Origin of the sequence: Streptomyces sp. CB02058 (assembly GCF_001905505.1) — a bacterium.
In the GTDB taxonomy this organism is placed as follows: Bacteria; Actinomycetota; Actinomycetes; order Streptomycetales; family Streptomycetaceae; genus Streptomyces.
In genome coordinates, this window is record NZ_LIPG01000003.1 from 1,440,089 (window position 1) to 1,465,779 (window position 25,691).

General features: G+C 72.0%; 24 protein-coding genes. 13 read left to right on the forward strand and 11 right to left on the reverse strand.

The features are described from left to right. Positions 1–16: 16 nt before the first annotated feature. Positions 17–772: an IclR family transcriptional regulator gene (locus AMK10_RS19745; protein WP_073749114.1), complete on the forward strand. Its 756-nt coding sequence runs from the start codon at positions 17–19 to the stop codon at positions 770–772. A 70-nt stretch (positions 773–842) separates the two neighbouring features. Here AMK10_RS19745 and AMK10_RS19750 read toward each other — a convergent pair whose 3' ends face one another. Both AMK10_RS19750 and AMK10_RS19755 read right to left on the reverse strand, forming a co-directional pair. Then, positions 843–1,514, reverse strand: coding sequence for a response regulator (locus AMK10_RS19750; RefSeq protein WP_073749115.1), 672 nt, complete (start codon positions 1,512–1,514; stop codon positions 843–845). A gap of 2 nt (positions 1,515–1,516) precedes the next feature. Continuing rightward, on the reverse strand, positions 1,517–2,470 hold the full coding sequence (locus AMK10_RS19755) for a HAMP domain-containing sensor histidine kinase (protein WP_073749116.1): 954 nt from the start codon (positions 2,468–2,470) through the stop codon (positions 1,517–1,519). 262 nt (positions 2,471–2,732) lie between these two features. On the opposite strand from AMK10_RS19755, the gene AMK10_RS19760 reads away from it, so the two are divergent. The 8 genes from AMK10_RS19760 (at position 2,733) to AMK10_RS19795 (ending at position 8,967) form a co-directional block, all read left to right on the forward strand. Beyond that, positions 2,733–2,999: a hypothetical protein gene (locus AMK10_RS19760; RefSeq protein WP_073749360.1), complete on the forward strand. Its 267-nt coding sequence runs from the start codon at positions 2,733–2,735 to the stop codon at positions 2,997–2,999. An 81-nt stretch (positions 3,000–3,080) separates the two neighbouring features. Then, entirely contained in the window at positions 3,081–3,812 is a 732-nt protein-coding gene (locus AMK10_RS19765; protein WP_073749117.1) for a FadR/GntR family transcriptional regulator, read from the forward strand. 136 nt (positions 3,813–3,948) lie between these two features. Then, complete coding sequence (locus AMK10_RS19770; RefSeq protein WP_073749118.1) at positions 3,949–4,545, forward strand: TetR/AcrR family transcriptional regulator; 597 nt, start codon at positions 3,949–3,951, stop codon at positions 4,543–4,545. Further along, on the forward strand, positions 4,542–5,543 hold the full coding sequence (locus AMK10_RS19775) for a DMT family transporter (RefSeq protein ID WP_073749119.1): 1,002 nt from the start codon (positions 4,542–4,544) through the stop codon (positions 5,541–5,543). Before AMK10_RS19770 ends, AMK10_RS19775 begins: the two co-directional genes overlap by 4 nt. Before the next feature lie 35 nt (positions 5,544–5,578). Beyond that, a complete protein-coding gene (locus AMK10_RS19780) occupies positions 5,579–6,346 on the forward strand; it encodes a (Fe-S)-binding protein (RefSeq protein WP_073749120.1) in 768 nt (255 codons plus the stop codon). Continuing rightward, entirely contained in the window at positions 6,343–7,887 is a 1,545-nt protein-coding gene (locus tag AMK10_RS19785; RefSeq protein WP_073749121.1) for a LutB/LldF family L-lactate oxidation iron-sulfur protein, read from the forward strand. Before AMK10_RS19780 ends, AMK10_RS19785 begins: the two co-directional genes overlap by 4 nt. Continuing rightward, on the forward strand, positions 7,884–8,522 hold the full coding sequence (locus AMK10_RS19790) for a LutC/YkgG family protein (protein WP_073749122.1): 639 nt from the start codon (positions 7,884–7,886) through the stop codon (positions 8,520–8,522). Before AMK10_RS19785 ends, AMK10_RS19790 begins: the two co-directional genes overlap by 4 nt. An 88-nt stretch (positions 8,523–8,610) precedes the next feature. Continuing rightward, positions 8,611–8,967 carry a hypothetical protein gene (locus AMK10_RS19795; RefSeq protein WP_241839590.1) on the forward strand — a complete coding sequence of 119 codons (357 nt, stop codon included), beginning with the start codon at positions 8,611–8,613 and terminating at the stop codon, positions 8,965–8,967. 109 nt (positions 8,968–9,076) lie between these two features. Here AMK10_RS19795 and AMK10_RS19800 read toward each other — a convergent pair whose 3' ends face one another. From AMK10_RS19800 to AMK10_RS19830, 7 genes are all read right to left on the reverse strand, one after another. Beyond that, positions 9,077–9,736, reverse strand: a complete 660-nt coding sequence (locus tag AMK10_RS19800; protein WP_073749361.1) for a fascin domain-containing protein — start codon at positions 9,734–9,736, stop codon at positions 9,077–9,079. 349 nt (positions 9,737–10,085) lie between these two features. Next, positions 10,086–11,975, reverse strand: coding sequence for a DUF2264 domain-containing protein (locus AMK10_RS19805; RefSeq protein ID WP_073749124.1), 1,890 nt, complete (start codon positions 11,973–11,975; stop codon positions 10,086–10,088). Then, the gene (locus AMK10_RS19810; protein ID WP_073749125.1) at positions 11,972–13,000 is read right to left on the reverse strand and encodes a hydroxyacid dehydrogenase; all 1,029 of its coding nucleotides are present in this window, start codon (positions 12,998–13,000) and stop codon (positions 11,972–11,974) included. The genes AMK10_RS19805 and AMK10_RS19810 overlap by 4 nt, the downstream gene beginning before the upstream one ends. A gap of 37 nt (positions 13,001–13,037) precedes the next feature. Continuing rightward, on the reverse strand, positions 13,038–13,913 hold the full coding sequence (locus AMK10_RS19815; RefSeq protein WP_073749126.1) for a carbohydrate ABC transporter permease: 876 nt from the start codon (positions 13,911–13,913) through the stop codon (positions 13,038–13,040). After that, entirely contained in the window at positions 13,910–14,911 is a 1,002-nt protein-coding gene (locus AMK10_RS19820; protein ID WP_073749127.1) for a carbohydrate ABC transporter permease, read from the reverse strand. The genes AMK10_RS19815 and AMK10_RS19820 overlap by 4 nt, the downstream gene beginning before the upstream one ends. Before the next feature lie 45 nt (positions 14,912–14,956). Then, on the reverse strand, positions 14,957–16,324 hold the full coding sequence (locus AMK10_RS19825; RefSeq protein ID WP_073749128.1) for an ABC transporter substrate-binding protein: 1,368 nt from the start codon (positions 16,322–16,324) through the stop codon (positions 14,957–14,959). 101 nt (positions 16,325–16,425) lie between these two features. Beyond that, on the reverse strand, positions 16,426–17,571 hold the full coding sequence (locus AMK10_RS19830) for a substrate-binding domain-containing protein (protein ID WP_073749129.1): 1,146 nt from the start codon (positions 17,569–17,571) through the stop codon (positions 16,426–16,428). A 146-nt stretch (positions 17,572–17,717) separates the two neighbouring features. On the opposite strand from AMK10_RS19830, the gene AMK10_RS19835 reads away from it, so the two are divergent. Further along, positions 17,718–18,485, forward strand: coding sequence for a sulfite exporter TauE/SafE family protein (locus AMK10_RS19835; RefSeq protein ID WP_073749130.1), 768 nt, complete (start codon positions 17,718–17,720; stop codon positions 18,483–18,485). 79 nt (positions 18,486–18,564) lie between these two features. On the opposite strand, the gene AMK10_RS19840 is transcribed toward AMK10_RS19835, so the two are convergent. Both AMK10_RS19840 and AMK10_RS19845 read right to left on the reverse strand, forming a co-directional pair. Further along, positions 18,565–20,094, reverse strand: a complete 1,530-nt coding sequence (locus tag AMK10_RS19840; protein ID WP_073749131.1) for an amino acid permease — start codon at positions 20,092–20,094, stop codon at positions 18,565–18,567. Between the two features lie 62 nt (positions 20,095–20,156). Continuing rightward, positions 20,157–21,164, reverse strand: a complete 1,008-nt coding sequence (locus AMK10_RS19845; RefSeq protein ID WP_073749132.1) for a hypothetical protein — start codon at positions 21,162–21,164, stop codon at positions 20,157–20,159. Positions 21,165–21,533: 369 nt separating this feature from the next. Between AMK10_RS19845 and AMK10_RS19850 the strand changes: the two genes are divergently transcribed. The 3 genes from AMK10_RS19850 to AMK10_RS19860 are packed head-to-tail and all read left to right on the forward strand — an operon-like array spanning position 21,534 to position 25,683. Further along, positions 21,534–22,967 carry an FGGY family carbohydrate kinase gene (locus AMK10_RS19850; RefSeq protein WP_073749133.1) on the forward strand — a complete coding sequence of 478 codons (1,434 nt, stop codon included), beginning with the start codon at positions 21,534–21,536 and terminating at the stop codon, positions 22,965–22,967. Then, positions 22,964–24,385 carry an FAD-dependent oxidoreductase gene (locus AMK10_RS19855; protein WP_073749134.1) on the forward strand — a complete coding sequence of 474 codons (1,422 nt, stop codon included), beginning with the start codon at positions 22,964–22,966 and terminating at the stop codon, positions 24,383–24,385. The genes AMK10_RS19850 and AMK10_RS19855 overlap by 4 nt, the downstream gene beginning before the upstream one ends. Beyond that, positions 24,382–25,683: an NAD(P)/FAD-dependent oxidoreductase gene (locus AMK10_RS19860; RefSeq protein ID WP_073749135.1), complete on the forward strand. Its 1,302-nt coding sequence runs from the start codon at positions 24,382–24,384 to the stop codon at positions 25,681–25,683. Before AMK10_RS19855 ends, AMK10_RS19860 begins: the two co-directional genes overlap by 4 nt. The last annotated feature ends 8 nt before the right edge of the window (positions 25,684–25,691 follow it).

Here is a 25,691-nt window from a genome sequence, read left to right on the forward strand (position 1 = left end):
GTTCTAGAATTCCGCTGTGAAGAATTCAGCGAACGGAAGTCCCGCCCCCGGAAGCCTCGAATCGGTCGACAACGCGCTCAGCCTGCTGCTCACCCTGCGTCAGGAGGGCAGGCTGCGGCTCAGCGACGCCGCGGACTCCCTGGGCGTCGCCCGCTCCACCGCGCACCGGCTGCTCACGACGCTGCGCAACCGGGGCTTCGCCGTCCAGGGCGAGGACAAGGCGTACCGGCCGGGACCCGCGCTCTACCGCCTCGGGATGTCCCAGCGCACCGACTACGAGCTGATCGAGACCGCCCGCCCGTACATGCTCCGGCTCAACGAGGAGCTCGGCGAGACCGTCCATCTGGTGGTGCGCAGCGGCACGCAGGCCCGCTTCCTGCACAGCGTCGAGGGCGTCCACGCCCTGCGCGTGAGCACCCGCGCCGGTGCCTCGCTGCCCGCGCACCTCGCCTCGGGCGGAAAGGTGCTCCTGGCGGGCCTCTCCGCGCAGGAGCTCGCCGACGTCTATCCCTCCGGCCCGCCCGAGGGACACGCGGACCTCGCCGCCCTGCACCGCTTCCTGGCGGGGGTGCGGAGAGCCGGTTACGCGGTCAACCGCGAGGACACCGAGCGCGGGATCACGGCCGTCGGCGCCGCGGTGCACGAACCGGGCGGGCGGGCCGTCGCCGCCCTCACGGTGTCCGCGCCGACGCTCCGGCTGCCGCGGTCCCAGGTCGAGCCGGCCGCCGAGGTGCTCACGGCGGTCGCCCGGAGCATGACCGAGGCGCTGTAGGGCTCGGGCGGAGGGGGCCGGGGGTCCCGGCACGGCCCCGGAGAGGGCCGGGACCCGCTTCCGGGCCGGGCTACGGTTCGATCAGCCCCGCCCTGATCGCGTACCGGGTGAGCTCCAGGCGGTCTCGGAGTCCCAGCTTCTGCAGCAGGTTCGCCCGGTGCCGCTCCACGGTCTTGACGCTGATGACCAGCAGCCCCGCGATCTCCTTCGACGAGTGGCCCTCGGCCACCAGCTTGAGGATCTCCTCCTCGCGCTCGGTGATCGCCCTGTCCGGTACGTCGCCGCCGTCCCTGACCCGGTCGAGATAGTTCCGGATCAGCGCGGTGACCGCGCCCGGATAGAGGAAGGGCTCGTCCCGCATGGCCGCCCTGCACGCCTCGACGAGGTCCCGGTCCGCCACGGACTTCAGCACGAAACCGGAGGCGCCGGCCTTCAGCGCCTCGAAGAAGTACTGCTCGTTGTCGTACATCGTGAGCATGAGGATGCGCAGCTCCGGCATGACCCGGGACAGCTCCCTGGCCGCCTGCAGGCCCGTCAGGCGTGGCATGGCGATGTCGAGCACGGCGAGGTCGGGCCGCTCCGCGCGGGCCATCTCGATCGCCTCGGCGCCGTCGCCCGCCTCGGCGACGACCTGGAGATCGGGCTCGCCGTCCAGGATCAGCCGTACGCCCCTGCGTACCAGGGCGTGATCGTCGGCGAGCAGGATGCGGGTCTTCGCGGGGCCGGTGGGGGAGTGGGACATGGTCAGGCGCCTCCGTTCCGTACGGGCACATCGAGTCGTACGTCCGTGCCGCCCGCCGCACCCGTGCCGAGGGTGAGTGCGGCGCCGATGAGCAGGGCGCGTTCACGCATGCCGCGCAGACCCGCGCCCTCGGGGGCGTCCCCGATGCCCCGGCCGTCGTCACGGATGCGCAGCCGGACCCCGCCGGGGCAGCGGCGCAGGGAGAGTTCGAGCAGTGTGGCCCGTGAGTGCCGGACCGTGTTGGTGAAGGCCTCCTGGGCGATGCGGTAGACGACGAGCTCGGCCTCCTCGCCGATTTCCGGAAGGTCCTTCTCCATCTGCCGCCTGACCGTCAGGCCCTTGGGCGTGGGCGTCTCGGTGGTCAGGGCCGTCAGCGCGCTGACCAGCCCCAGCTCCTCCAGCACCCCCGGGCGCAGCCGCCGGGCGATCCGCCGGATCTCGTCCAGGCTGCCCCGGGTGATCTCCTGGACATGGCCCAGCTCCTCGCGCAGCGGCTCCGGGGCGTGGTTGGTGACCCGCTTCAGTTCGAGCAGCACCGCCGTCAGCGTCTGGCCCACCTCGTCGTGCAGCTCCTGCGCGACCCGCTTCCGCTCGGCTTCCTGAGCCCACAGAGCCCGGGCGCTGCTGGTCGCGCGCTCCGCCTCCAGCCGGTCGAGCATGCTGTTGAACGTCTCGATCAGAGCCGCCACCTCGCCCTGCCCGGCGACCTCGGGGCGGGGTCCGGGGCTCAGCAGATCGATGGTCGTCATCGCGCGGGTCACCCGCTGGAGCGGGGCGAGGCCCAGCCGCAGGAGCAGCGCGTTCGCGCCGAGCATCAGCGTGATCCCGCCGGCCAGGATCAGGGCCTCGGTCAGCACCACCGGCGCGGACACGGTGATCGGGCCGAGCAGCAGCAGGGCCCCGGCCGCCACCAGGACGGCGGCGTTGAGCAGGAAGATGCGCCAGAACAGGGACAAGACCGCACGGCCTCCTTCGGACGGGTACGCGGACGGGCGACTGCCTCCACTATCGCCGGTCGGCGGCGGCGCACGGTCCTGCCCGGTCCGCGTGGGTGCGTCTGCATGGCGGACCCCCCGGAAGATGGGTGTCATCCCCGATGGTCCCCGGGGGGTGCCCTCGCCGACGATGGACTCCGGCCCGACGGATTCCGAAGGCGACACGGATCCCGAAGGCGAGGGAGTCCGGCCCGACGGGCTCAGAATCCGGGAGGGAGTCACCATGCCCCACTACGACGAGAGGCTGCGCGGCATCGAGGACCGGCTCGGCCACCACGGCCCCGGCACCCCGGAGCGGGAGGCCCCGCGCGGATCGCGCCGCGGCCTGGTCTGGCTCTGGCTCACCGTCGGAATCGTCGCCCTGGTGGCAGGGATCGTCGTAGGCCACGGTCTGCTCATCGCCGCGGGCCTCGTGGTGGCGGGGATGGCGGGGCAGCTCTTCGACCCGCAGCGCGCCAGGCCGCGCGGCAGGGTGCCCCGCCCCCGCTGAGCCCTGCCGGGCTTTGGTCCGACCACACCTCCTGTGTGACATAGTCGGTCCATGCGTATCGCCCGGACCAGGGAGTAGCGGATGCCCGTCGAGTGGCAACCCGTACGGCAGTCCAGGACCCATGAGCTCGTGCTCCAGAGCATCGAGGAACAGGTCTTCGCCGGAGAGCTCAAGGCGGGCGACCGCCTCCCGCCCGAGCGGGAGCTAGCGCCGGTGCTCGGCGTGAGCCGTTCCGCGCTGCGTGAGGCGCTCCGGGTGCTGGAGACCATCGGGGTCCTGGTGGCCCAGCCCGGCCGGGGCCCGGACTCCGGGGCGCGGATCGTGCGCAACCCGGACGACGCGCTCGGCCGGCTGCTGCGCCTGCACTTCGCGCTCGGCAGCTACAGCCTGCACGACGTCCTGGAGGCACGTGTCGTCCTGGAGCGGTCGAGCTGGGAGGCCGCGGCCCGGCACGCGTCCCCCGAGGATCTCGACGAGGCGGGGGAGCTCGTCCGGCGGATGGGTGAGCCGGACGTGGACGTGGCCGAGTTCAACGACCTCGACACCCGCTTCCATGTCCTGATCGCCGGCAGCTCGGGCAACGCCCTGACCTCCACGCTCACTTCGGCCGTACGCGAGTCCGTCCGCCCGCTGATCCTGCGGGCGCTCGAAGAGGTGGACGACTGGCCGGCGACGTCCGGCGCCCTCAACGCGCAGCACGAACAGCTCCTGCGGCTGGTGCGTGACGGGCGCGGGGCCGAGGCCGCGGACCTGGTCGAGAAGCACATCAGGGGCCTCCACGGCGCGCTGGTCGACGACAAGGAAGCGCCGTGACCGCGCGGTAGTACCCGCGAAGCGCCCCGCCTCCGGTCCAACGGGCCGGAGGCGGGGCGCTTCGCGCGTCCATGCCCCTGGGGGCTCCTCCCGCCCTACTAGGTAGACTGACCTACCTAGTAGAGGGAGGCCCCCGATGACCGAGACCCCCACGCCCGCGGGGAGGCGGGGAACCGCGCGCACCCGGCTCCTCGCCGCCGCGGCGCGCCGCTTCTATGCCGACGGTGTGTCGGCAACAGGGATCGACGCGATCACCGCCGAGGCGGGCGTGGCGAAGATGAGCCTGTACAACAACTTCGACTCCAAGGCCGACCTCGTGCTGGCCTACCTCGATGCCCGGCACGAGGAGTGGCTGGACCTGTACCGGCGCCGGATGGCGGCGGCCCGGGACGGCCGGGACGGGGTGCTGGCCGTCTTCGACGCGTACGAGGACCACGCCGGCTTCGCCTACGCGCACGGATTCCGGGGGTGCGGACTCCTGAACGCCGCCGCCGAACTCCCCGTCGGCCATGAGGGACGCGCCGTCGTGCGCCGGCACAAGGAGGAGGTCGAGTCCCTGCTGGCCGGGCACCTCGAGGACCTCCTCCCCGGCCGGCCCGAGGAGGCCCGCGCCACGGCGGAGCATCTGGCCTTCCTCCTGGAGGGAGCCATGGCGCGCGCCGGGCTGGAGGGTGGCGACACGCGTCTCCGGCATGCGCGGACCATGGCGGCCGGCCTGCTGGACCGGCTGTGACGCGGCCCGCCGCACGCGCCGCCGGCTCGGTGGGCATGGGCTCGCTGTGCGTGCTCATGGCGTCGGTGCTCTGGGGGACCACGGGTACGGCCGCGACCTTCGCCCCTGCCGTCGGGCCCCTCGCCATCGGCGCCGCCGCCATGGGGCTGGGCGGACTGCTCCAAGCCCTCGTGGCCGCTCCCCGTATGGCGGAGGAGCGGCCCGCGCTGCGCGCGCGGCGTGGCGTGGTATTCCTCGGCGCGCTGGCGGTGGGCGCCTATCCGCTGGCGTTCTACTCCTCGATGCGGCTGGCCGGGGTCGCCGTGGGCACCGTGGTCTCGATCGGTTCGGCCCCGCTCGCGTCCGCGCTGATCGAGCGCGTCGTCGACGGCCGCCGCCTGACGCCCCGCTGGACGGCGGGCGCCGCGCTCGGTCTGACCGGGACGGTCCTGCTGTGCGCCGCCGAGGCCGCAGGGGCGCACACCGGTGCCGGGGCCCGCTCCGCCGGGGCGACCGTGCTGGGGGTGGGGCTGGGGCTGGTCGCCGGTCTCACCTACGCCCTGTACTCCTGGGCGGCTCACCGCCTGATCAGCCGGGGCGTCAGCTCCGGCGCGGCCATGGGTGCCGTCTTCGGGCTGGGCGGCCTGCTGCTCCTGCCCGTGCTGCTGGCCACCGGAGCGCCGCTCCTGCACTCCTGGTCCAACGCGGCCGTCGGTGTCTACATGGCCCTGGTGCCGATGTTCGCCGGCTACGTCCTCTTCGGCTGGGGCCTGGCCCATGTCCCGGCGAGCACGGCCACCGCCCTCTCGCTGTTGGAACCCGCCGTCGCGGCCGTGCTCGCCGTTCTGGTCGTCGGTGAGCGCCTGCCCCTCCTCGGGTGGGCCGGAATCGGCCTGGTCGTCGGCTGCCTCGCCGTGCTCACCACGCCGACGCGCCGTACATCGGCCGCACGGGCGGCAACGACGGCCCCGTCGGCCATCGTGAACGACCACATGCTTCCCCAAGCGGACCGAGGCTAGTATGGTCGGACCATAAATCGATCCGGGGAGGCCCCATGCGCATCGGACTCTTCGCCACCTGTCTGGGAGACACGCTCTTCCCGGAGGCGGTGAAATCCACGGCGGTGCTGCTCGCCCGCCTGGGCCACGACGTGGTGTTCCCGCCGGGCCAGACCTGCTGCGGGCAGATGCACGTCAACACCGGCTACCAGCGCGAACCCGTCCCACTGGTGCGCAACTTCGCCCAGCAGTTCGGGGACTCCTCGATCGACGCGGTCGTCATGCCGTCCGGATCGTGCGCGGGCTCCGTCCGCCACCAGCACGAGATCGTCGCCGAGCGGTACGGGGACGCCTCGCTGCGCGCCGGTGTCGCCACGGTCAAGGCCAAGACGTACGAGCTCTCCGAGTTCCTCGTCGACGTCCTCGGCGTCACCCGGGTCGGCGCCTGGTTCCCGCACCGCGTCACCTACCACCCCACCTGCCACTCCCTGCGCATGCTCCGGGTCGGCGACAAACCGCTGAAGCTGCTGCGTGCCGTCGAGGACATCGACCTCGTCGAGCTCCCCGAGGCCGACTCCTGCTGCGGCTTCGGCGGCACCTTCGCCGTGAAGAACGCCGAGACCTCCACCGCGATGCTCCAGGACAAGATGCGCAACATCGCGGACACCAAGGCCGATGTGTGCACCGCGGGGGACTCCTCCTGCCTGATGCACATCGGCGGCGGGCTCTCCCGGATCAGGTCCGGCACGCGCACGCTGCACCTCGCCCAGATCCTCGGATCCACCCGTACCGCGCCGTACGCCCCGATGGAGGCCGCCCGATGAGCACGTTCCTCGGCATGCCCGCAGCCCCGCCCCGCTCCCCCTACGGCACGGGAAACCTGCGCGGCGACCGGAAGTTCCCGGAGGCGGCCCACGACGAACTCCGCAACGAGCAGCTGCGCCGCAACCTCGGCAGGGCCACCCGCACCATCCGCACCAAGCGCCTCAACGTCACCGGCGAACTCCCCGACTGGGAGCAGCTGCGCGACGCCGGATCGGCTGTCAAGACCGACACCATGAACCGGCTGCCCGAACTCCTGGAGCAGCTGGAGCGGAAGGTCACCGAGCGCGGCGGCACCGTCCACTGGGCCCGCGACGGCGTCGAGGCCAACGAGATCGTCACCCGGCTGATCCGTGCGACCGGCAGCCGCGACGTCATCAAGGTCAAGTCGATGGCCACCCAGGAGATCGGCCTCAACGAGCACCTCGAAGCGGCCGGCATCACCCCGTACGAGACCGACCTCGCCGAGCTCATCGTGCAGCTCGCCGACGACAAGCCCTCGCACATCCTGGTGCCCGCCATCCACCGCAACCGCGACGAGATCCGGCAGATCTTCCTCGACGAGATCCCCGGCATCGACCCGGACCTCGACAACGTGCCCGCACACCTCGCCGCCGCGGCCCGCGCCTATCTGCGCGAGAAGTTCATGACGACCAAGGTGGCGGTCTCCGGCGCCAACTTCGGCATCGCCGAGACCGGCACCCTCGCCGTGGTCGAGTCGGAGGGCAACGGCCGCATGTGCCTGACGCTGCCCGACACCCTCATCACCGTCATGGGCATCGAGAAGGTCCTGCCGCGCTTCCAGGACCTCGAGGTCTTCCTCCAGCTGCTGCCGCGCTCCTCCACGGGCGAGCGGATGAACCCGTACACCTCGATGTGGACGGGAGTCACCCCGGGCGACGGGCCCCAGGACTTCCACCTGGTCCTCCTCGACAACGGCCGCACCGCCGCGCTCGCCGACACGATCGGACGCGAGGCCCTCAACTGCATCCGCTGCTCGGCCTGTCTCAACGTCTGCCCCGTGTACGAACGCGCGGGGGGCCACGCCTACGGATCGACCTACCCCGGGCCGATCGGCGCGGTGCTCACCCCGCAGCTCGCCGGGATGCACGCGGCGAAGAACGACCCCAACAGCTCGCTGCCGTACGCCTCCAGCCTCTGCGGCGCGTGCTTCGACGCCTGCCCTGTCAAGATCGACATCCCCTCCATGCTCGTCGAACTGCGCCACCAGCACACCGAACAGTCCGGAACCACCGTCGAGAAGCTGGCCATGAAGGCCGCCGCCTCGGTGATGAAGCAGCCCGGGCTCTTCACCGCCGCGCAGAAGGCCGCGTCCCTCGGCAGGGTCGTCGGCGGACGCGACGGCACCATCGCGCGTCTGCCCGCCCCGTTCAGCGGCTGGAGCGACAGCCGGGACACCGCCGCACCGCCCAAGCAGTCCTTCCGCTCCTGGCTTGCATCGGCCGAAGGCGCTCAGACCATGCGGGCAGCGGCCGAAGAAGGCACACGCCGTACGGCCGAAACCCTCGAGGAGGACCAGTGACCACCCCCACCGCACGCGACACGGTGCTCGGCCGGATCAGGGACGCCCTGGCCCTCGCGCCCACCCCCGACGCCGAGATCCCCCGCGCCTACCGCACCGGCCGCACCCTTCCCGACGACGAGCGCCTCACGCTCCTGACCGACCGCCTCGTCGACTACAAGGCACAGGTCCACCCCTGCACGGCGGACCGTACGGCCGACGTGGTCGCCGAGGTGCTGCGCGAGCACGGCGCCCGGCGGATCGGAGTGCCCGCCGGGCTGGACGAACAGTGGCTCGGCTCCTACGACGGCGAGGTCCAGCGGGACTCGGCGGACATCCCCGCGGCCGGCCTCGACACCCTGGACGGCGTGGTGACCGCCTCCGCCGTCAGCTGCGCGGAGACCGGCACGATCTTCCTGGACGGATCGCCCGACCAGGGCAGGCGCGCCCTGTCCCTCGTGCCCGACCTGCATGTCTGCGTCGTCGACCTGTCCTCGGTCGTGGCCGGTGTCCCGGAAGCGGTCACCCGGCTGGTACCGGAACGGCCGACGACCCTGATCAGCGGTCCCTCGGCCACGTCCGACATCGAGCTGGAACGGGTGGAGGGCGTCCACGGCCCCCGGACCCTCGCGGTGGTGATCCGCACCGACGTCTGAGGGCCGACTGATACGGCATGTGTCGTATCCGGGACCCTCTGATGCCGAATCACCCTCGAACAGACGTCCGTTGTGGGACAGTCGGCGCGTGATACGTCTGGCGGACCCGCTGCGTTTCTTCAGCATGCTCGTCGCCTGGGTCGCCACGCCCTGGGCTCTCGCTCCGTACTCCGTGCTGCTCGCCGTGGTGTCGGTGATCCTGCTGCTCGGCGCGCTGACCGTTTTCGTCACTCCGGGTGACAACGGGATGGAGAGGGAGAAGATCCTCGTGCCCGTCCCAGGAGCCGTGACCATCGGCCTGGTGCTGCTGCATCTGGCCGCGGCCGTCGTCTTCTCCTGGGCGGCGTGGCCGACATGGGCGGCCGTCGCCGCGACGCTGCTGGCCTCGGCCAGCCTGATCGCCGAGCAACCCCGCTGGCGGCACCTTCTCGCCGTACGGAGCTGAGGGCCGGCCCGTACTCCCCGGCAGGCGCTGGGAGTACGGGCCGGCCCTTGGCCCCGGCGCGGCGCTCGGCGGCCCCCGCGGCGACCGTGGTGCGGGGCTGGGGAACCGGTCAGGCGCCGATGCCGTAGAGGGTGAACTCCTCCCACGAACCGGTGATCGCGGTCGAACGGGCGCGCAGCGCGTACTGGAGCGACCCGGTGTAGCTGTTCTCCATCGCGACGAAGAGCCCGTTCAACGTGGACTGGAGCGCGTAGCGGTCCAGGTCCTCGTTGTAGTACAGGTAGAAGCGCTCCCAGCCGCCGACACTCGCGGAACGCGCGCGCAGGAGGTTCTGCGCGCTGCCGGTGTAGTTCTTCTCCACCGCGACGTACTGGTTGTTCGCGAGGGATCTCAGGGCGTACGTCGCGGAGGTCTCGTCCCACTCGAAGGCGAAGCCCTCCCAGGAGCCGCCGACCTCGGTGGAACGGGCCCGCAGCGCACCGGTGTTGGGTGCCGCGTAGTTGACCTCGGTCGCGGTGAACCGGCCGTTGCGGGCCGACTGCAGGGCCAGGAGCTCGGGCTCCTCGGCGGCGGCCGGGACGCTGTCACGCGTGGTGGCCTTCGGGGTCTCGGCCTGCCCCGCGATACGGGCCAGTTCGGTGCCGTCCACCGCTTCCCAGCCACTGGGGGCCGCGGCCGGCCCGGCGTTTGCCGGCGCCGCTCCGGCCATGGGCGCGGCCAGCGCGGAGGTGGCGAGCAGAGCGCTCAGGGACAGGAATACGGATGTGATGCGTCGCACGGGTCATCCTCACGAATCGTCGGAAGAATTCCGGAGGCGGCGACACACCGGGCCGCGACGGAATTCCTCCGTGCGCCGGCGAACGTTCTCCTCGCATGGCGAAGCCGTCTCCGGACCCATGTGCACCCCCCCGGGAGCTGCTGCGCCACGTGGCGAAGCGGCCTCAGACTAACGGCGGTTCGCGATCTCCGACGATTATTTTGGTGCCTTTCCCGATCAATTCGAAGGAGGTCGTGCCGCATTATCGGTTCCGCAGTTCGCCGTTAAGGCGAGCGATACCCTCCGTTCGAATTCCGGCGTTGCCGCCGGCGCGTGAGCACGACGCGCCGGCGGCCTGACGTCAGCCGTGGGTGACCTCCAGTGGCGTGAAACCGACGCGGGTCGTCGAGCCGTCGTCGGCCCAGCGCACCGCGACCGTCTCCCCGGCCACGTCCACCGCGCTCACGGCATCGGCGAGCGGCCCGGCCTCCGGCTCACCGGTGAGCGAGGCCAGCGCCACCAGCACCTCGGTACCCTCCACCTCCGCGCCCAGCCGGGGCAGCACCGCCCACCGTGTGAACGCCGTGCCCTGCGGAGCCCGTACCTCCTCCTGCTCCGCCCAGCCGTGCAGCCCGTGCAGCGTGGAACGCACCGGGCCCCCGGGCTCCGTCGCCCAGCCCGTCTCCTCGGCCCGGGCACCGGCGGGGGCGCCCAGGACGCGGTGCACCCGCAGCTCGTACCGGCCCCGTACGACCGTCACGCTCTCCACCCGCAGGCCCGGCCAGGTCGGCGGGCCCCCGGGGAAGACCGGGGTGTGCCAGGACGCCGCCCAGCCCCAGCCGTCGCCGTGCCCCGCACCCAGCGGGTGGATGCGGACCCGGCTGCTGCGGGAGCCCGCGACCCGCACCGAGAGGTGGTTGTCCGCGGTGTTCGCGGCGGACGTCGGGCCGGTGGCCGTCGAGTACGCGAGGCGCGCGTACAGCGGATCGGAGATGTCCGCCGTCTCGCCCTCGTGGGGCCGGACATGGTCGCTGCCGTGGTTGTGCAGCCTCACGATGCCGTCCGCCCGGGTCGACTGCACCAGCAGCCCCGGCGACGGAACGGCCAGCACCCGGTCGGGGCCCTCGCTCGGGGCGGGTTCCTCGGTCGCCGTCCACAGCGGATGCTCCGAGGGGGCCAGCAGCGCGACGAAGGCCTTCGACGCCCAGTACGGCGACGACGGCCCGGAGTACACCTGGAGCGTCGCGTCGTGCGGACCGTGCCAGCCGAGACTCAGCAGGCCGTCCTCCCCGGCCGAACCGCGCTCCAGGAAGTAGCGCAGGGAGCCGCTGACCAGCCGGCGCGAGACGCCCGGCGCCAGCGGGGTGTGCCCGGACACCGCGCCCATCCCGACCGCCGCGCCCGCCGCGAACCGGTAGGTCAGGGAGCGCCCGATGTGCATCGGGGCGCCGTCCGCCCCGAACATCAGCGAGAAGCTCTCCAGATGTTCGCGCAGCCGTGCCCCGTAGAGCGCGGACAGCTCCGCGTCGCCCGACAGATACGCGTCGAGCACGGGATACAGGTGCAGCGCCCAGCCGTTGTAGTGGTCGAAGGCGCGCCCGTCCCCGTCGGCGTACCAGCCCTCGCCGCGATACCAGACCTCCAGCAGGTCGAGCGCCCGCTGCCTGGCCCGGGCCGTCTCGGCGTCGCCCCGGCCGACCGACTCCAGGAAACCGGCGACGGAGAAGGGGAAGAGGTACCAGTTGTTGGGCGCGGGGGAGTGCCGCAGCGCGCCGCGCAGCCACTCCTCCGCCCGGTCCTGGGTGTCCGCGTCCAGCCGGTCCCACAGCCAGGGGCGGGTCAGCCGCAGCCCGATCGCCACCGAGGCGGACTCCACCATCGGCTGGCCGAAGACCGTGTGGTCACGGATCAGCGGCCAGGACTCGGCGTCGTCCCGCCCCGCCGTGCGCGTGCCCGCGCCGAGCCCGTCGGCGTACCGCTCCAGCCAGTTGTGGGGGTCCTTGCCCTCCGCGCCGGCGACGCGGAACGCCGCGGTGAGGAAGGTCCGGGCGTAGCCCTCCAGGCCGTCGGAGCGGACACCGGAGCGGGACGGGCGCCCCGGCAGGTCGAGCAGGGCCCGGCCGGGGGTGGCCCACTTCCACGCGGCGTGGAGCAGTCCGTCGGCCGCCGCTTCCCAGTGGTCCCGGGTGTAACCGGTGAAGGGGCTCGACCCGCGGTCGTCGGCGGGGAGCCGGAAGGGGATGGAGGTCATGCGAGGAATGCCAGCCTTTCGCGTCGTACGGGATGGGCGAAGCTGCCGCCCTCGGCCCAGCGGCGGACCTCACCGACGGCCAGATCGGCCAGCCGCCGCAGTTCGTTCCCCTGGGACCCCGCGAGGTGCGGGGTGATGGTCGCGTTGCGGCAGTCCCACAACGGGTGGTCCGCCGGCAGTGGATCGGGGTCGGTGACGTCGAGCACCGCCCGGATGCGCTCCGCGCGCAGCACGTCGACGAGGGCGTCCTGGTCGACGACCGGGCCCCGGGAGGTGTTGACGAGGACGGCGTCGGGCCGCATCGAGGTGAGCAGTTCACGGCTGACCAGCCCCGTCGTGGCGGGGAGCAGCGGTGTGTGGACGGTGACCACGTCGCTCTCGGCGAAGAGCCCGGCGAGAGTGACGGGGGTGACCCCGAGCGCGTCGGCCTCGGCATCCGTGACGTACGGGTCGTGGAGCAGCACCCGCAGGTCGTACGGGCGCAGCAGCTCGATCACCCGCCGGCCGATCAGGGAGGCGGACAGGATGCCCACCGTACGGCGGTAGTTGCCCACGTCGGGCGGGGTGGCGAGCCAGGCGTCGCGGAGGCGCGTGGCACGGAAGTCGCGGGCCCGCTCCAGGACCCGTTTGCCGGACAGAAGGATCATCGCGACGGTGTACTCCGCGACCGGGAGCGCGTTGGCCGCGGCGGCGGACGACACCTCGATGCCCCGCTCCCAGCAGGCCTCGGTGACATGGCCGCGTACGGTGCCCGCCGTGTGCACGACGGCCCGCAGCGCGGGTGCGGCGGCCAGGACACCCGCGTGGACCGGCGGGCAGCCCCAGCCGGTGATCAGGATCTCCGTGTCCGCGAGCGCGGCACGGGCGGCCGGAGTCGTGAAGTCGTCGATCGGGGGCAGCGGCGCGAGCGTGCACACCTCGGCCAGCGCTGCCAGGGAGTCCGGGGAGAGCACCGCGGCCGCGGCGTCGGCGCTCATGGCGAGCGCGGCGCGCGGCAGACGGTGGGCGGGGGGAGTGCTGGGCATGGTTCTCCTGTGCTGTGGTCCGGGCGGGGCGGCACGGCTACTTGACGGCGCCCGCCGTCAGGCCGGACCGCCAGAAACGCTGGAGCATGGCGAAGGCGAGGATCAGGGGCAGCACCGCGAGCAGCGAGCCCATGATCACGGCGGGGTAGTACTCGGGGGAGACGGACGCGGCGCTGTTCCAGGAGTAGAGGCCGAGGCTGACGGGATAGAGGTCCTGGTCGGACAGCATGACCATGGGCAGGAAGAAGTTGTTCCAGATGGCGGTGAGCTGGAAGAGGAAGATGGTGACCAGCCCGGGCCCCAGCATCCGCAGCGCCACGCGGAAGTAGGCGGCGAGCTCGCCCGCGCCGTCCATCCGCGCCGCCTCCAGCACCTCGTCGGGCACGTATCCCTGGCTGAAGATCCGGCCGAGGTACACGCCGAAGGGGTTGAACAGGACAGGGATGAAGACCGCCCAGAAGGTATTGACCAGTCCGGCGCCCGACGCCATCAGATAGAGGGGCAGGGCGAGCACCGTCTGAGGCACCATCACGGCGGCCAGCACCAGGCCGAACAGCTTCTCCTTGTGCGCGAAGCGGTACTTGTCGAAGGCGTAGCCGCACGCGATGCTCACCAGCGCGCCGAGCGCCGCGCCGAGTACCGCGTACAGGAGGCTGTTGCCGTACCAGCGTCCGTACAGCCCGCCGTCCATGGCGAACAGGTCCTTCATGTTCTGCACGAAGGAGAAGTCGGTCAGGGACAGGAAGTTGCTGCTGAACAGGGCGTCCCTGTTCTTGGCCGACGCCAGCACCAGCCACAGCACGGGCAGCAGGGTGTACAGCACCGACACGAACACCACGAGGTTGACGACCGAGCGTCCGAGGAGCCGGGGCCGCAGGGGCGAGGCGGTGCGGGATACGGTCGACGCGCTCATCGGGCGCCCTCCTCGGCAGCGTTGGCGCGGTTGGTCCAGCGGGTGACGCCGTAGGAGAGGGCGATCGTGCAGATGAGCAGGATGACCGAGGCGGCTGCCGCGAGACCGTAGTTGTTACGGGTGAAGGCGGCGTCGTAGATGTACATGCTGGGCGAGAAGCGCGAGTTGATCATGGGGGTCGACTGGCTGAGCAGCATCGGTTCCGTGAAGAGCTGGAGCGCGAAGATGAGCGTGAACATCGCGACCATCACGATCGACGAGCGGACCAGCGGGGCCTTGACCTGGAGCGCCGTGCGGACCGGTCCGGCGCCGTCGACGACCGAGGCCTCGACGACCTCGCGGGGGACCGCCTGGAGGGCGGCGTAGAACACGACCATGTTGTAGCCGAGGTTGCTCCACAGCGCGATGTTCACGATGGACGGGAGCACCATGTGCACCCCGAGGAAGTCGATGGTCAGATCGGCCTTGCCGAGCAGGTCGATGACCGGGCTGATGCCGGGGGTGTACAGATACAGCCAGATCAGGGCCGCGATGATGCCCGGTACGGCGTGCGGCAGGAACAGCGCGAGCTGGACGGTGCCCCGCAGGCGCACCACGCCGGAGTCCAGCAGCAGGGCGAGCACGAGGGCGCCGATCACCATGAGCGGGATGTAGACCAGGCAGTACAGGGCGACGACCCCGAGACCTCCGAGGAAGGTCGGGTCGGCCAGCACGGCGGTGTAGTTGCGGAACCCCGCGAACACCGTGCGCTCCGGGCCGAAGCCGAGCCCGGGCTGGTCGTCGCTGAAGAAGCTCAGGTAGACGGCGGTGGCGACCGGGATCAGGAAGACGGTCACCAGAAGGACGAAGAACGGCGTCATCAGGACACCGCAGGCGCCGAGTTCACGCCGGCGGGCGGACCTGCGGCCCGACGACGGGGGCGCGGCGGCGGCCGGACTCTTCGGCGACGGCCGCGCGGGGGCGTCCGCCTCGACGGACACGGGGGTGGCGCTGGTCATGCTGTCACCTGCCTCTCTCTGCTGGGAACGGATGCGGGACGCCGGTCATGTGGAGCGCTGCGTGGTGGCGAGGCCGAGCGCCCTGAGGTCGGGCATCGTGCCCTCCTGGGCCGCCCTGACGGCTCCGAGGATGGAGCCCTGGCCGCCGCTCGCCCGCGCCAGCCCGTCCTTCATGATCTTGCCGGTCGCCGTCATCCGGGGACCCCAGACCCAGCCCGGACGGATCTTCTGGGCCTCCTGCTCGAAGAGGGTGTAGATGTCCTGCCCGCCGTAGTAGGCGCGGTCGAACGCCTCGCGGCCCACCTCGACCAGGCCGGGCGCGGCCGGGTACTGGCTGCTCGCCCCGCTGGAGAGCCGGGCCCGCAGCGCGTCCGGGTGCGAGACCTGCCACTCGATGAACTCCATCGCGGCCTCGGGGTTCGCGCTGTCCTTGGTGACCGCGAAGGTCGAGCCGCCGTGGGTCCCGACACCGGGATCGGCCGTGTCCCACTGGGGGAGCGGCGCGAGCGCCCACCGGCCCTTCTGGGCCGGCCGTGCCTTCATCTGGGCGCCCGCGTCCCAGGCGCCGCTGAGCCTGCTGAGTACCAGTCCGTTGCCGATCTGGACATCGCTGTGCCGGCTCTCCACCGCGTTCATGAAGACCAGGTCCTGGTCGGTGAGCCGCTGCCAGTACGCGGAGACACGACGGGTCGGCGCGTCGGCGAGCGAGACGTTCCAGGCTCCGCCCGAGGTGTCGAACCACTGCGCGCCCGCCTGCCACGCGAACGCGGCGAGATGGGTGTCGCCGTCCGTGGGGAAGAGCGCCATCCTGCGCTCACCGCTCCTGCGGTGAACGGACTTCGCCGCCTCCTCGAAGTCCTCCCAGGTGCGCGGGACGGTGAGGCCGTACCGCTCGAAGAGGTCGGTGCGGTAGTGCAGCACCATGGGCTCTATGTCGAGCGGGACGCTGAACACACGCTTCTCGAACGTGGTCAGCCCCAGCGCCTGCGGCAGCAGCTTGGCCCGCAGCCCTTCGCTCACCAGGTCCGTGATGTCCCGGCAGACCCCGTCGATCGCGAAGCCCGGGACCTGCGGGTACTCGATGGTCGCGATGTCCGGGGCGTTGCCGGCCCTGGCCGCGTTGCTGAGCTTGGCGTAACCGCCCTGGGCCCCCGAGGGGACCTGCTGGAAATCGACCTGAAGAGTGTCGTGCCCGCGGTTGAACGCGTCCACGACCTCCTGACTGCCCCGCAGGGCGGACCAGAACGTGATCCGCGTCTTCCTGCCGGTCCTGCTGCTTACGGCCTTGCCGGTACTGCTCGTACCGCCCGATCGTGTGTCTCCGCCACCTCCCTGGCAGGCACTGAGCGCGCCTGCCAGGGGAAGTGCGGCGATCGTGGCGAGCACGGATCGACGGCTCTGTCGACCAGGCATGTGCGCCTCCCGCGGCTCCTGATTCGAGACACGGGAATACTGATCGCCTGATCGATAGCGGTCAATAGATCGATCAAAAGAAGATTGAAGTGTTCAATCGATCAGATTGTCGAGGGGGCGTCCGCCGCGTCCGCCGTGCCGGGCAACGCACGGGTCGACCCCCGCACTTCGAGGCCGGGCAACAGCTCCATCCGGCGCACCGGACCGGTCGCGCCCGCCGGGTGCGCCAGCCGGTGCAGCAGCAGTTCGGCCGCAGCCCTGCCGATCTCGCCCCTCGGCGGGGCCACCGCGGTGAGCGAGGTGCTGCCCAGGGCCGCGACGACGTCGTCGTAGGCCACCACCGAGCAGTCCCGGGGCACCCGGAGCCCGTTCTCCGCGAGCTTCTGGACCAGCATCAGGGCGTCCTCGTCGCCGTGCAGGACCGCGCCCGTGGAACCCCGCTCGCGCAGCAGTGCCGCGAGGTCCGGCGCCTCCTCGCGGCTGCCGGGCTCCCCGGGGCCCGCGGTCGGTGAACTGAGCACCACCGCCCAGTCCTCCACCTCGGGCCGCGCCGCCGCGATGTCGGCGAACGCCGCCCGGATGGCGCGTGCGGTCGGGCTGTCGTTCCTGGCGGCCAGCACGATCCTCCGGTGGCCGAGCGAGACCAGGTGGTCCACGGCCAGATGGATGCCGTACCAGTGGTCCGAGCACACCGAGTCCACGGCGTGCAGCGCGCTGCCGCGCCGGGCCCGCCGCTCCATCAGCACGGTCGGCACCCCCACCTCGGAGAGCCAGCCGTAGTCCGCCTCCTCGCCGGCGGCACTGCGCCACCGGGGCGCGATCAGCAGCCCGCGCACCCCGTCGGCCAGGGCTCGTTCCACCTGCGGCCGTTCGGCGCTGGCCATCTGCGGCGCGATGCGCAGCGTGATGCGCTCGCCCGCCTCCTCCAGGGCCGTCCGGGCGCCGTGCAGGGTCTCGTACAGATAGGAATGGCGCTCCGGGACCACCAAGGCGATCGCCCCGCCCTCCGGTGCGGGTCCACCGCTCCGGGGCACCGGCACCGCTGCCGGGCGCTCGATGCCGCCCATCGGACGCACCGTCCCGTGGCCGCGCCGCAGCATCCCCGCCCTGGCCAGCTCCTCGACGTCCCGCCGGAGCGTGACCGGCGACACGTCCAGTTCATCGGCGAGCGAGCTCACCTTGACGGCGCCGCGCGCGTGCACCACCGAAAGGATGCGCTTGCGCCTCTGCTCAACCGGCTCCCGCATGCTGGCCCCCTTGCCTACCGCTGTGCCGTGTTCGTTTGAACGTTTTCATGAGCGATCGCAGCATAGCCAGCGGAACGCCTTCCGGCGGGTCCGGGGACGGAACGATGATCCGCCGAAAGGAAGATGTGTCTACCATCTGATCCGGCATGGACACCATCACACTCTGGCAACTGGCCGCACTCGCGGCGGCATCCACCCTCGTCGGCTTCTCCAAGACGGCGGTCAGCGGTGCCAATACGATCAGCCTCGCGGTCTTCGCGGCCGTCCTCCCGGCCCGCGAATCCACCGGAGTGCTGCTCCCGATCCTGATCGCGGGCGACATCCTCGCCGTGCTGGTCTACCGCCGCCACGCGCACTGGCCGACCCTGCTGCGGCTCTTCCCCGCCGTTGCGGTGGGCGTGGTGGCGGGCACGTTCTTCATGATGTGGGCCGGCGACGACGCCGTACGCACCTCGATCGGCGCGATCCTGCTCTTCATGGCGGGCGTCACCGTCTGGCGCAGACGCACCGGCTCCCACCCGCCACCGGAGGAGGACGGCACGGACACGTCCACGCGCGGAGGGCGGATCAAGGCGCGTTCGTACGGGGTGCTGGGCGGATTCACCACCATGGTCGCCAATGCGGGCGGCCCCGTGATGTCGCTCTACCTGCTGTCGGCGGGCTTCCGGAAGCTGGGCTTCCTGGGGACCTCGGCGTGGTTCTTCCTGATCGTCAACACCTCGAAGGTGCCTTTCAGCGTCGGGCTCGGCCTCATCGACGCACAGTCGTTGCTGCTGGACGCCGCCCTGGTGCTGTTCGTCGTTCCGGGCGCCTGGATCGGCCGTGCCTGCGTCGGGCGGATCAACCAGAAGATCTTCGACCGGATCGTGATCGGCGCCACCGTGCTGGGCGGCCTCCAACTGCTGTTGATCTGAAGGCCGCCCGGGGGTGGGGCTCCGTCCTCGTCGGGCCGGGGACGGGCCCCGCTTGTGTAGGGCCGGGTACCGGCCTTCCTCAGACGATGCCCTCGGCGATCTCGGCCTGCTCGCGGGCGTTCCCGTACGCGGCCGGGGTGCTGTACGTGCGGCGTGCGACGAACCACCAGACCGTGGCCAGCGCCAGCACCACGACCAGGGCGATCGACGCGTAGTTCATCGAGTCGATGGTCACCGGAGAGGACTGGGGGAGCAGGAAGATCACGGTCACGATCGCGACCCACGTCACCGCGATCCAGCCGATCGGCTTCGACCAGCGGCCCAGATGCCAGGGGCCGCGCTGGAAGCGGTCACCGGCGCGCAGCTTGAGGTAGATCGGAATGGCGTACGCCGGAGTGATCCCGATGACGTTGATCGCGGTCACCGCCCCGTACGCGGTCGCGGAGTACAGCGAGGGCACGGCCAGCAGCGCGGCGACACAGACCGACAGCCATACGGCGGGCACCGGCGTCTGGGTGCGCGCGCTCACCCTGCGCCACAGGGCGGAGCCCGGCAGGGCGTTGTCACGGCTGAACGCGAAGACCATCCGGCTCGCCGCCGCGACCTCGGCGTTGCCGCAGAACAGCTGTGCCGCGATGACGATCAGCAGCATGGCGGTGGCGCCCGACGTGCCCAGCGCGTCGATCAGGATCTGCGCCGGCGGCACCCCGGTGGCACTGTCCTGGGTGCCCGCGTAGTCCTGGATGGCGAAGGTCAGCCCGGCCAGCAGGACGAAACCGGCGATCCAGGAGACCCAGATCGCCCGGACGATGCCCTTGGCCGCGGTCACCGAGGCATTGGAGGTCTCCTCGGACAGATGGGCGGAGGCGTCGTAACCGCAGAACGTGTACTGCGCCAGCAGCAGCCCGATCGCCGCCACGTAGATCGGGTTCTCCCAGCCGGTGTCATTGACGAACTCGGTGAAGACGAACGACGGCGACTGGTGGTTCGAGGGGACGACCGCCAGCACCGTCACGATGACGGCCACACCGGCCAGATGCCACCAGACGCTGATCGAGTTGAGCACACTGACCAGACGCACCCCGAACAGGTTCAGCACGGCGTGCAGCAGCAGGATGCAGAGGAAGATCACCATGGTGGAGCCGGGCGTCGGATCGAAACCCCACTGCAGATTGAGCAGCGCGCCCGTGAACAACGCGGCGCCGTAGTCGATCCCTGCGATCGCTCCCAGCAGCCCGAGCAGGTTCAGCCACCCGGTGTACCAGCCCCACTTGCGCCCGCCGAGCCGGTCGGCCATGTAGTACAGGGCGCCCGACGTCGGATACGCGCTGGTGACCTCCGCCAGGGCCATGCCGACGCAGAGCACGAACAGGCCGACGCCCGCCCAGCCCCAGAGCATGACGGACGGGCCGCCCGTCGACATGCCGAAGCCGTACAGCGTCATGCAGCCGGAGAGGATGGAGATGACGGAGAAACTGATCGCGAAGTTCCCGAAGCCGCCCATGCGGCGTGCCAGCACCGGCTGATAGCCGAGTTCGCGCAGCCGCTGCTCCTCGTCCTTCTGCGGCGCGGGTTCTGTGCTCGACGGGGTCGAGGCGGATATGGACACGGAGTTGACCTCCAGGTGGGGGGACGGGGGGACGGAGGAAGTACGCGGCGGGCGGCGGCCGGTCAGCCGTGCGGGCCCGTTCCAGGCTCGCGCTCGGAGCCCAGACAGCGGCCGCGGGCCCGCAGGAACACGTCCTCGGCGCCGGCCGGATCCTGCGGGGTGCGCGTGCGGTAGGACCAGGGGACCGAGGTGTAGTACGGACCCATCGCCCGGAACACCGGCGCCGCGTCGGCGAACCGGAGCGAGCCCCAGAGCGCGTGCGCCAGATGGTTGAGGTCGAGCAGGGACAGCGTGGCCGGATCCGCCGCGTCGAACCAGATGTGCAGGGCGCGCCGGGCGTCGCGCTCCCCGTCCTCGGTGACCCAGTGCAGGTCGAGCGCACGCTCGTTGCCGCCTCCGCGCCGGTAGCGCTCCACCCTCACGTACAGGGGGAGCACATGGAGCGGTGAGCCGCCGGGTGCCGCAGAGGCGGCCCACTGGACGAAGTTGACCGCCTCGGAGAGTGTGCCGCCCGTCTGCCTCGCGTAGACGAACTGGAGCATCCGGTGGTAGGCCTCGCGGTTGAACGGGTCGCGCTTGTCCGCCTCCGCCAGCAGGCCCCAAGGCCCCGGGAACAGCATCGGGCCGGGCGGAAGCAGCCGGTGCTCCTCGAGGCGCTGCCCCTCGTCGAGCTGTGAGAGCGCCAGCAGGCAGACCCAGGGCACCGGGTCCTCGGGCGAGGCGTAGGCCGCGGCACGGCACCCCTCCCACGCGGAGTTCCACAACTCCTGCGCGCGCGGGTGCCTCTCACGGTGGGCGCGCACCGCACGCTCCACCGACACCCGGGCGTGCATCACGGCGGCGGCCGCACTCCGCGGCTCCTCCGCCTGCCAGGCCTGCACGGTGTCCGAGCCCGCCGCCACGGCCGCGAGGACCTGGGTGCGCTGGGTCCACAGCGACCAGTCCGGTGTGTCCTGCAGCAGGTTCCGCATCGCGAGCCAGCGGCCGGTCCTCAGATCCTGCAACGCCACACGTAACGCGTGGTCGTGTCCGGCGGGATGGTAGACCGGCCGGAAATCACCGGGAGCCATGTGAGCGCCCCGGCCCTGGACGAGCGGAGAGGGCGGGGCGGTGCGCCGGGCACGACGGCGCGGCGCAGATTCTTCTCGTCATGAATCCTCAGAACGTGGGGGGTTGAGTTGTTCAGTTGTGAACTGCTGCTGTTGATCGTCCGGTTGTGTTCGCGCGGTGAGTTTAGGGGGCCCCGCACCCGCCCCTCGCGGTTTTGCGGATCTTACTCAACTGCGTTACCTGTGAAGGACATTGATCGGTCCGGTGGCTCCTCGGCCGGATGACCTGGCGAGGGTTGACGCAGGGCGTGGACTGCACGACTGTGGTCCGCTGGACCAGATGATCACGATTCCGCCCGGCAGTGGCGGCCCGCACGGCTGGAGTGTCGATTGACCGGACCGGTACTCGCCCTCGACCAGGGGACGTCCGGAACCAAAGCGCTGGTGATCTGCCCCGAGCGCGGTGTGATCGGTTCCGCCGCGGCACCCGTGCGCCCGCGCTACGGCGAAGGCGGCCTCGTGGAGACCGATCCCGCCGAGCTGCTCGGGTCGGTCGTCGACGCGGGCCGGCGGGCGGTGGCGGAGGCGGGCGAACCCGTGAGCGCGGTGGGCCTCGCCAACCAGGGCGAGACCGTGCTGGCCTGGGACCCCGCGACCGGCCGGCCGCTCACCCCCGCCGTCGTCTGGCAGGACCGGCGCGCCTCAGGCGTGTGCGAGGAACTGGCCCCGCACGCGAACGAGTTGAGGCGCCTCACCGGGCTGCCGCTCGATCCGTACTTCGCCGCGCCCAAGATGGCGTGGATACGCCGCGAGCTGACCCGCGAAGGCGTCGTGACGACCAGCGACTCCTGGCTGGTGCACCGGCTGACGGGCGCGTTCGTCACCGACGCCGCCACCGCGGGACGCACCCAGCTGCTCGGACTCCACGACGTCGGCTGGTCGCCCGCCGCCCTGGAGATCTTCGGCCTGTCCGGCGAACGGCTGCCCACCGTCGTCGACTGCGCGGGCCCCGTCGGCACCACCACGGCATTCGGCGGCGAGATCCCCCTGACCGGCCTCGTCGTCGACCAGCAGGCCGCACTCCTGGCACAGAACGCGCTGGACCCCGGCAACGCCAAGTGCACGTACGGAACCGGGGCGTTCCTGCTCGCCCAGACCGGCAGCCGGCCGAGCGCCGGCTCCAGCGGCCTGGTCAGCTGTGTCGCCTGGCGGCTCGGCGGGCGGACCGACTACTGCCTGGACGGACAGGTCTACACGGCCGCGTCCGCCGTGCGCTGGCTCACCGACCTCGGGGTGATCTCCGGAGCCGCCGACCTGGACCCGGTCGGCGCCACGGTCCCCGGCACGGGCGGTGTCACCTTCGTACCCGCGCTCGCCGGTCTCGCCGCACCCTGGTGGCGCAGCGACCTGCGCGGCTCCGTGACCGGCCTCGGGCTCGACACCACCGCGGGCCATCTGGTCCGCGCCCTGTGCGAGGGCATCGCGGCGCAGGTCGTCGCCCTCGCCGACGCCGTCACGGCCGAGCTGGGCGCACCGCTGACCGCGCTCCGGGTCGACGGCGGCCTGACCCGCTCCGCCCTGCTCATGCAGACCCAGGCCGATCTGCTGCAACGGCCCGTCGAGGTCTCCGCGCTGCCCGATGCGACCGCGCTGGGAGCAGGCGCGATGGCCCGGCTCGGTCTCGACCCGACGCTTCCGGTACGACAGGCCGTCCCACGATGGCAGCCCTCCGCCGTCCACGAACCACGGATCGGCGCGGACGAGGCGGCCGAGCGCCTCGCGGGCTTCCGTGCCGCCGTTGACCTTCTCCTGGAGCGCGCATGACCGTCACCGTCACCACGGCGGGCCCGCCGCAGCCGGACGACGGCCACGAGACGGCGTACGACGTCACGGTCGTCGGCGCGGGCGTCGTCGGCGCGGCCATCGCCCGCGAACTGGCCCGGTACGAGCTGCGGACCGCCCTGGTCGAGGCGTCCGACGACATCGGCAACGCCACGTCCAAGGCCAACACGGCGATCCTGCACACCGGTTTCGACGCCGTCCCCGGTTCGCTGGAGGCCCGCCTCGTACGCGAGGGGAAGGACCTCCTCACCGCGTACGCGGCCGAGACCGGCATCCCCGTCGAGCGGGTCGGCGCCCTCCTCGTCGCCTGGGACGAGGAGCAGCTCGCCGCCCTGCCCCGGCTCCTCGACAAGGCGGAACGCAACGGCTACGACGCGGCCCGCCTCATCGGCGCCGACGAACTGCGCGCGAAGGAACCCAACCTGGGGCCCGGCGCGCTCGGCGCGCTCGAAGTCCCCGACGAGAGCATCATCTGCCCCTGGACCACCCCGCTCGCCTTCGCCACCCAGGCCGTCCGGGCGGGGGTCCATCTCCATCTGAACTGCCGGGTGGAGGACATCACCCGCGACGGCGACGGCCATCTCCTCACCACCTCGCGCGGACCGTTGCGCACCCGAAACCTGGTCAACGCCGCCGGGCTGTACGCCGACGAGATCGACCGTCTCCTCGGCCACGAGGTCTTCACCGTGACCCCGCGCCGGGGCCAGCTCATCGTCTTCGACAAGCTCGCACGCGACCTCGTCGGCCACATCCTCCTGCCGGTCCCCGGCCCCGGCGGCAAGGGCGTCCTCGTGGCGCCGACCGTGTTCGGCAACGTCCTCCTCGGCCCCACCGCGGAGGAGCTCGACGACAAGACCGACACCGGCTCCACGGCCGACGGTCTCGGTCTGCTGCGGGAGAAGGGCCGCCGGATCGTGCCCCGCCTCCTCGACGAGGAGGTCACCGCGGTCTACGCGGGCCTGCGCGCGGCCACCGGGCAGGAGGACTACCGCATCCAGGAGTACCCGGAACTGCGTTACGTCGCCGTGGGCGGCATCCGTTCCACCGGACTCACCGCGTCCATGGCGATCGCCCGGCACGTGACCGGACTGCTCGCCGCCACCGGTCTGGAGACCGACGGCCCGCGCCCGCTCCCGCCGCTCACGATGCCCAACATCGGCGAGGCGTTTCCCCGGCCCTACCGCAGGGCGGAGCTGATCGCCGAGGACCCGGCCTACGGCACCCTCGTGTGCCACTGCGAGCAGGTCACCCTGGGGGAGATCAGGGACGCCCTGTCCGCGACCGTCCCGCCGCACTCGCCCGACGGCCTGCGGCGCCGTACCCGTGCCCGGGGCGGCCGGTGCCAGGGCTTCTACTGCGGCGCGGCCGTCCGCGCCCTCTTCGAGGAGGCGCGACCATGACCGTGACCGCACGGGAGGTCGACGTCCTGATCGTCGGGGCGGGCCCGGCCGGCCTGTCGGCCGGAGCCGAACTCGCCGCGGCGGGCGCGGGCCGCGTGGAGATCCTGGAACGCGAGCAGGAACCGGGCGGGGTGCCCCGCCACTGCCACCACGGTGGCTTCGGCGGACGCCTCGACCGGTCGGCCTACGCGTGGGCGACGGCCGGCACATCCGCGTACCGCCGGTTGGCGGTGGGCGAACCGGACTACATCCCGGGAGGGCTGAGCGGACCCGCGTACGCCGTGCGGAGTGCCGAGGCGGCCGTCCGCGCGGGAGCCGCCCTGCGCACCGGAGTCACCGTCACCGGCTGGGCGGGTCCGCGCACCGTGGAGACCACCGGACCCGGCGGGCTCGAACGCATCACCGCCCGGGCCGTCGTCCTGGCCACGGGAGCGCGGGAACGGCCGCGCAGCGCCCGGCTGATCCCCGGGACCCGGCCGCCCGGCGTCTACACCACGGGCGAACTCCAGCAGGCGGTGCATCTGTACGGACAGCGGATCGGCACCAGGGCCGTCGTCGTCGGTGACGAGCCCGTCGGCCGCGCCGCCGTCGCCACCCTGCTCGCCGCCGGGGTGGAGATCGTCGCCGTCGTCACCGACCAGCCGTCCCGCCCGGTCCGCGCCCGGAGCCTCCGGGTGCCCCTGCTCACGGGGGCCACGGTCACCGGCCTCACCGGCAGGTCCCGGCTGTCCGGGGTGGCACTGCGCCACGAGGACGGACGTACCACCACACTGCGCTGCGACACCGTGGTCCTGACCGGGGACTTCATCCCCGACCACGAGCTCGCCAGACGCGGCGGGATCGAGCTGGATCCCGGCACCCGGGGACCCGCGTACGACGCCGCGTACCGTACGTCGCGGCCGGGTGTCTTCGCGGCCGGGAATCTGCTGCACGCCGTTGAGCGTGCGGGAGCCGCGGCCCAGGAGGGCCGGGCCGTGGCGGTGCCCGTGCTGCACCACCTGGCAGGTACGGGCGAGCCGGCCGGAAGCAGACGGCCCCTGCTCGTGGACGCGCCGCTGCGGTGGATCGCCCCCAACGTGACGGGACCTGACGGCGCGCGACCGCAGGGGGACCGGTTCGTGCTGCGCACCGCGCGACGGCTGTCCCGGCCACTGCTCGTCGTCACCCAGGACAAGCGCGAACTCCACCGCCGCAGGCTGCTGTTGCCCGCGGTTCCCGGCAGGCCGTTCCATCTGTCGGCGGGCTGGCTCGACCAGGTGGACCCCGGCGGGGCGTCCGTGCGGATCACCGCGCTGTGACCTGCGCG

Bases quoted from the DNA above. Each gene is read 5' to 3' on its own strand.
- AMK10_RS19770 (WP_073749118.1), top strand. From the start codon at position 3,949: ATGACCGAGACCCCCACGCCCGCGGGGAGGCGGGGAACCGCGCGCACC.
- AMK10_RS19825 (WP_073749128.1), bottom strand. From the start codon at position 16,324: ATGCCTGGTCGACAGAGCCGTCGATCCGTGCTCGCCACGATCGCCGCA.
- AMK10_RS19845 (WP_073749132.1), bottom strand. From the start codon at position 21,164: ATGGCTCCCGGTGATTTCCGGCCGGTCTACCATCCCGCCGGACACGAC.
- AMK10_RS19815 (WP_073749126.1), bottom strand. From the start codon at position 13,913: ATGAGCGCGTCGACCGTATCCCGCACCGCCTCGCCCCTGCGGCCCCGG.
- AMK10_RS19830 (WP_073749129.1), bottom strand. From the start codon at position 17,571: ATGCGGGAGCCGGTTGAGCAGAGGCGCAAGCGCATCCTTTCGGTGGTG.
- AMK10_RS19780 (WP_073749120.1), top strand. From the start codon at position 5,579: ATGCGCATCGGACTCTTCGCCACCTGTCTGGGAGACACGCTCTTCCCG.
- AMK10_RS19810 (WP_073749125.1), bottom strand. From the start codon at position 13,000: ATGCCCAGCACTCCCCCCGCCCACCGTCTGCCGCGCGCCGCGCTCGCC.
- AMK10_RS19820 (WP_073749127.1), bottom strand. From the start codon at position 14,911: ATGACCAGCGCCACCCCCGTGTCCGTCGAGGCGGACGCCCCCGCGCGG.
- AMK10_RS19750 (WP_073749115.1), bottom strand. From the start codon at position 1,514: ATGTCCCACTCCCCCACCGGCCCCGCGAAGACCCGCATCCTGCTCGCC.
- AMK10_RS19860 (WP_073749135.1), top strand. From the start codon at position 24,382: ATGACCGTGACCGCACGGGAGGTCGACGTCCTGATCGTCGGGGCGGGC.
- AMK10_RS19855 (WP_073749134.1), top strand. From the start codon at position 22,964: ATGACCGTCACCGTCACCACGGCGGGCCCGCCGCAGCCGGACGACGGC.
- AMK10_RS19835 (WP_073749130.1), top strand. From the start codon at position 17,718: ATGGACACCATCACACTCTGGCAACTGGCCGCACTCGCGGCGGCATCC.
- AMK10_RS19785 (WP_073749121.1), top strand. From the start codon at position 6,343: ATGAGCACGTTCCTCGGCATGCCCGCAGCCCCGCCCCGCTCCCCCTAC.
- AMK10_RS19760 (WP_073749360.1), top strand. From the start codon at position 2,733: ATGCCCCACTACGACGAGAGGCTGCGCGGCATCGAGGACCGGCTCGGC.
- AMK10_RS19805 (WP_073749124.1), bottom strand. From the start codon at position 11,975: ATGACCTCCATCCCCTTCCGGCTCCCCGCCGACGACCGCGGGTCGAGC.
- AMK10_RS19765 (WP_073749117.1), top strand. From the start codon at position 3,081: ATGCCCGTCGAGTGGCAACCCGTACGGCAGTCCAGGACCCATGAGCTC.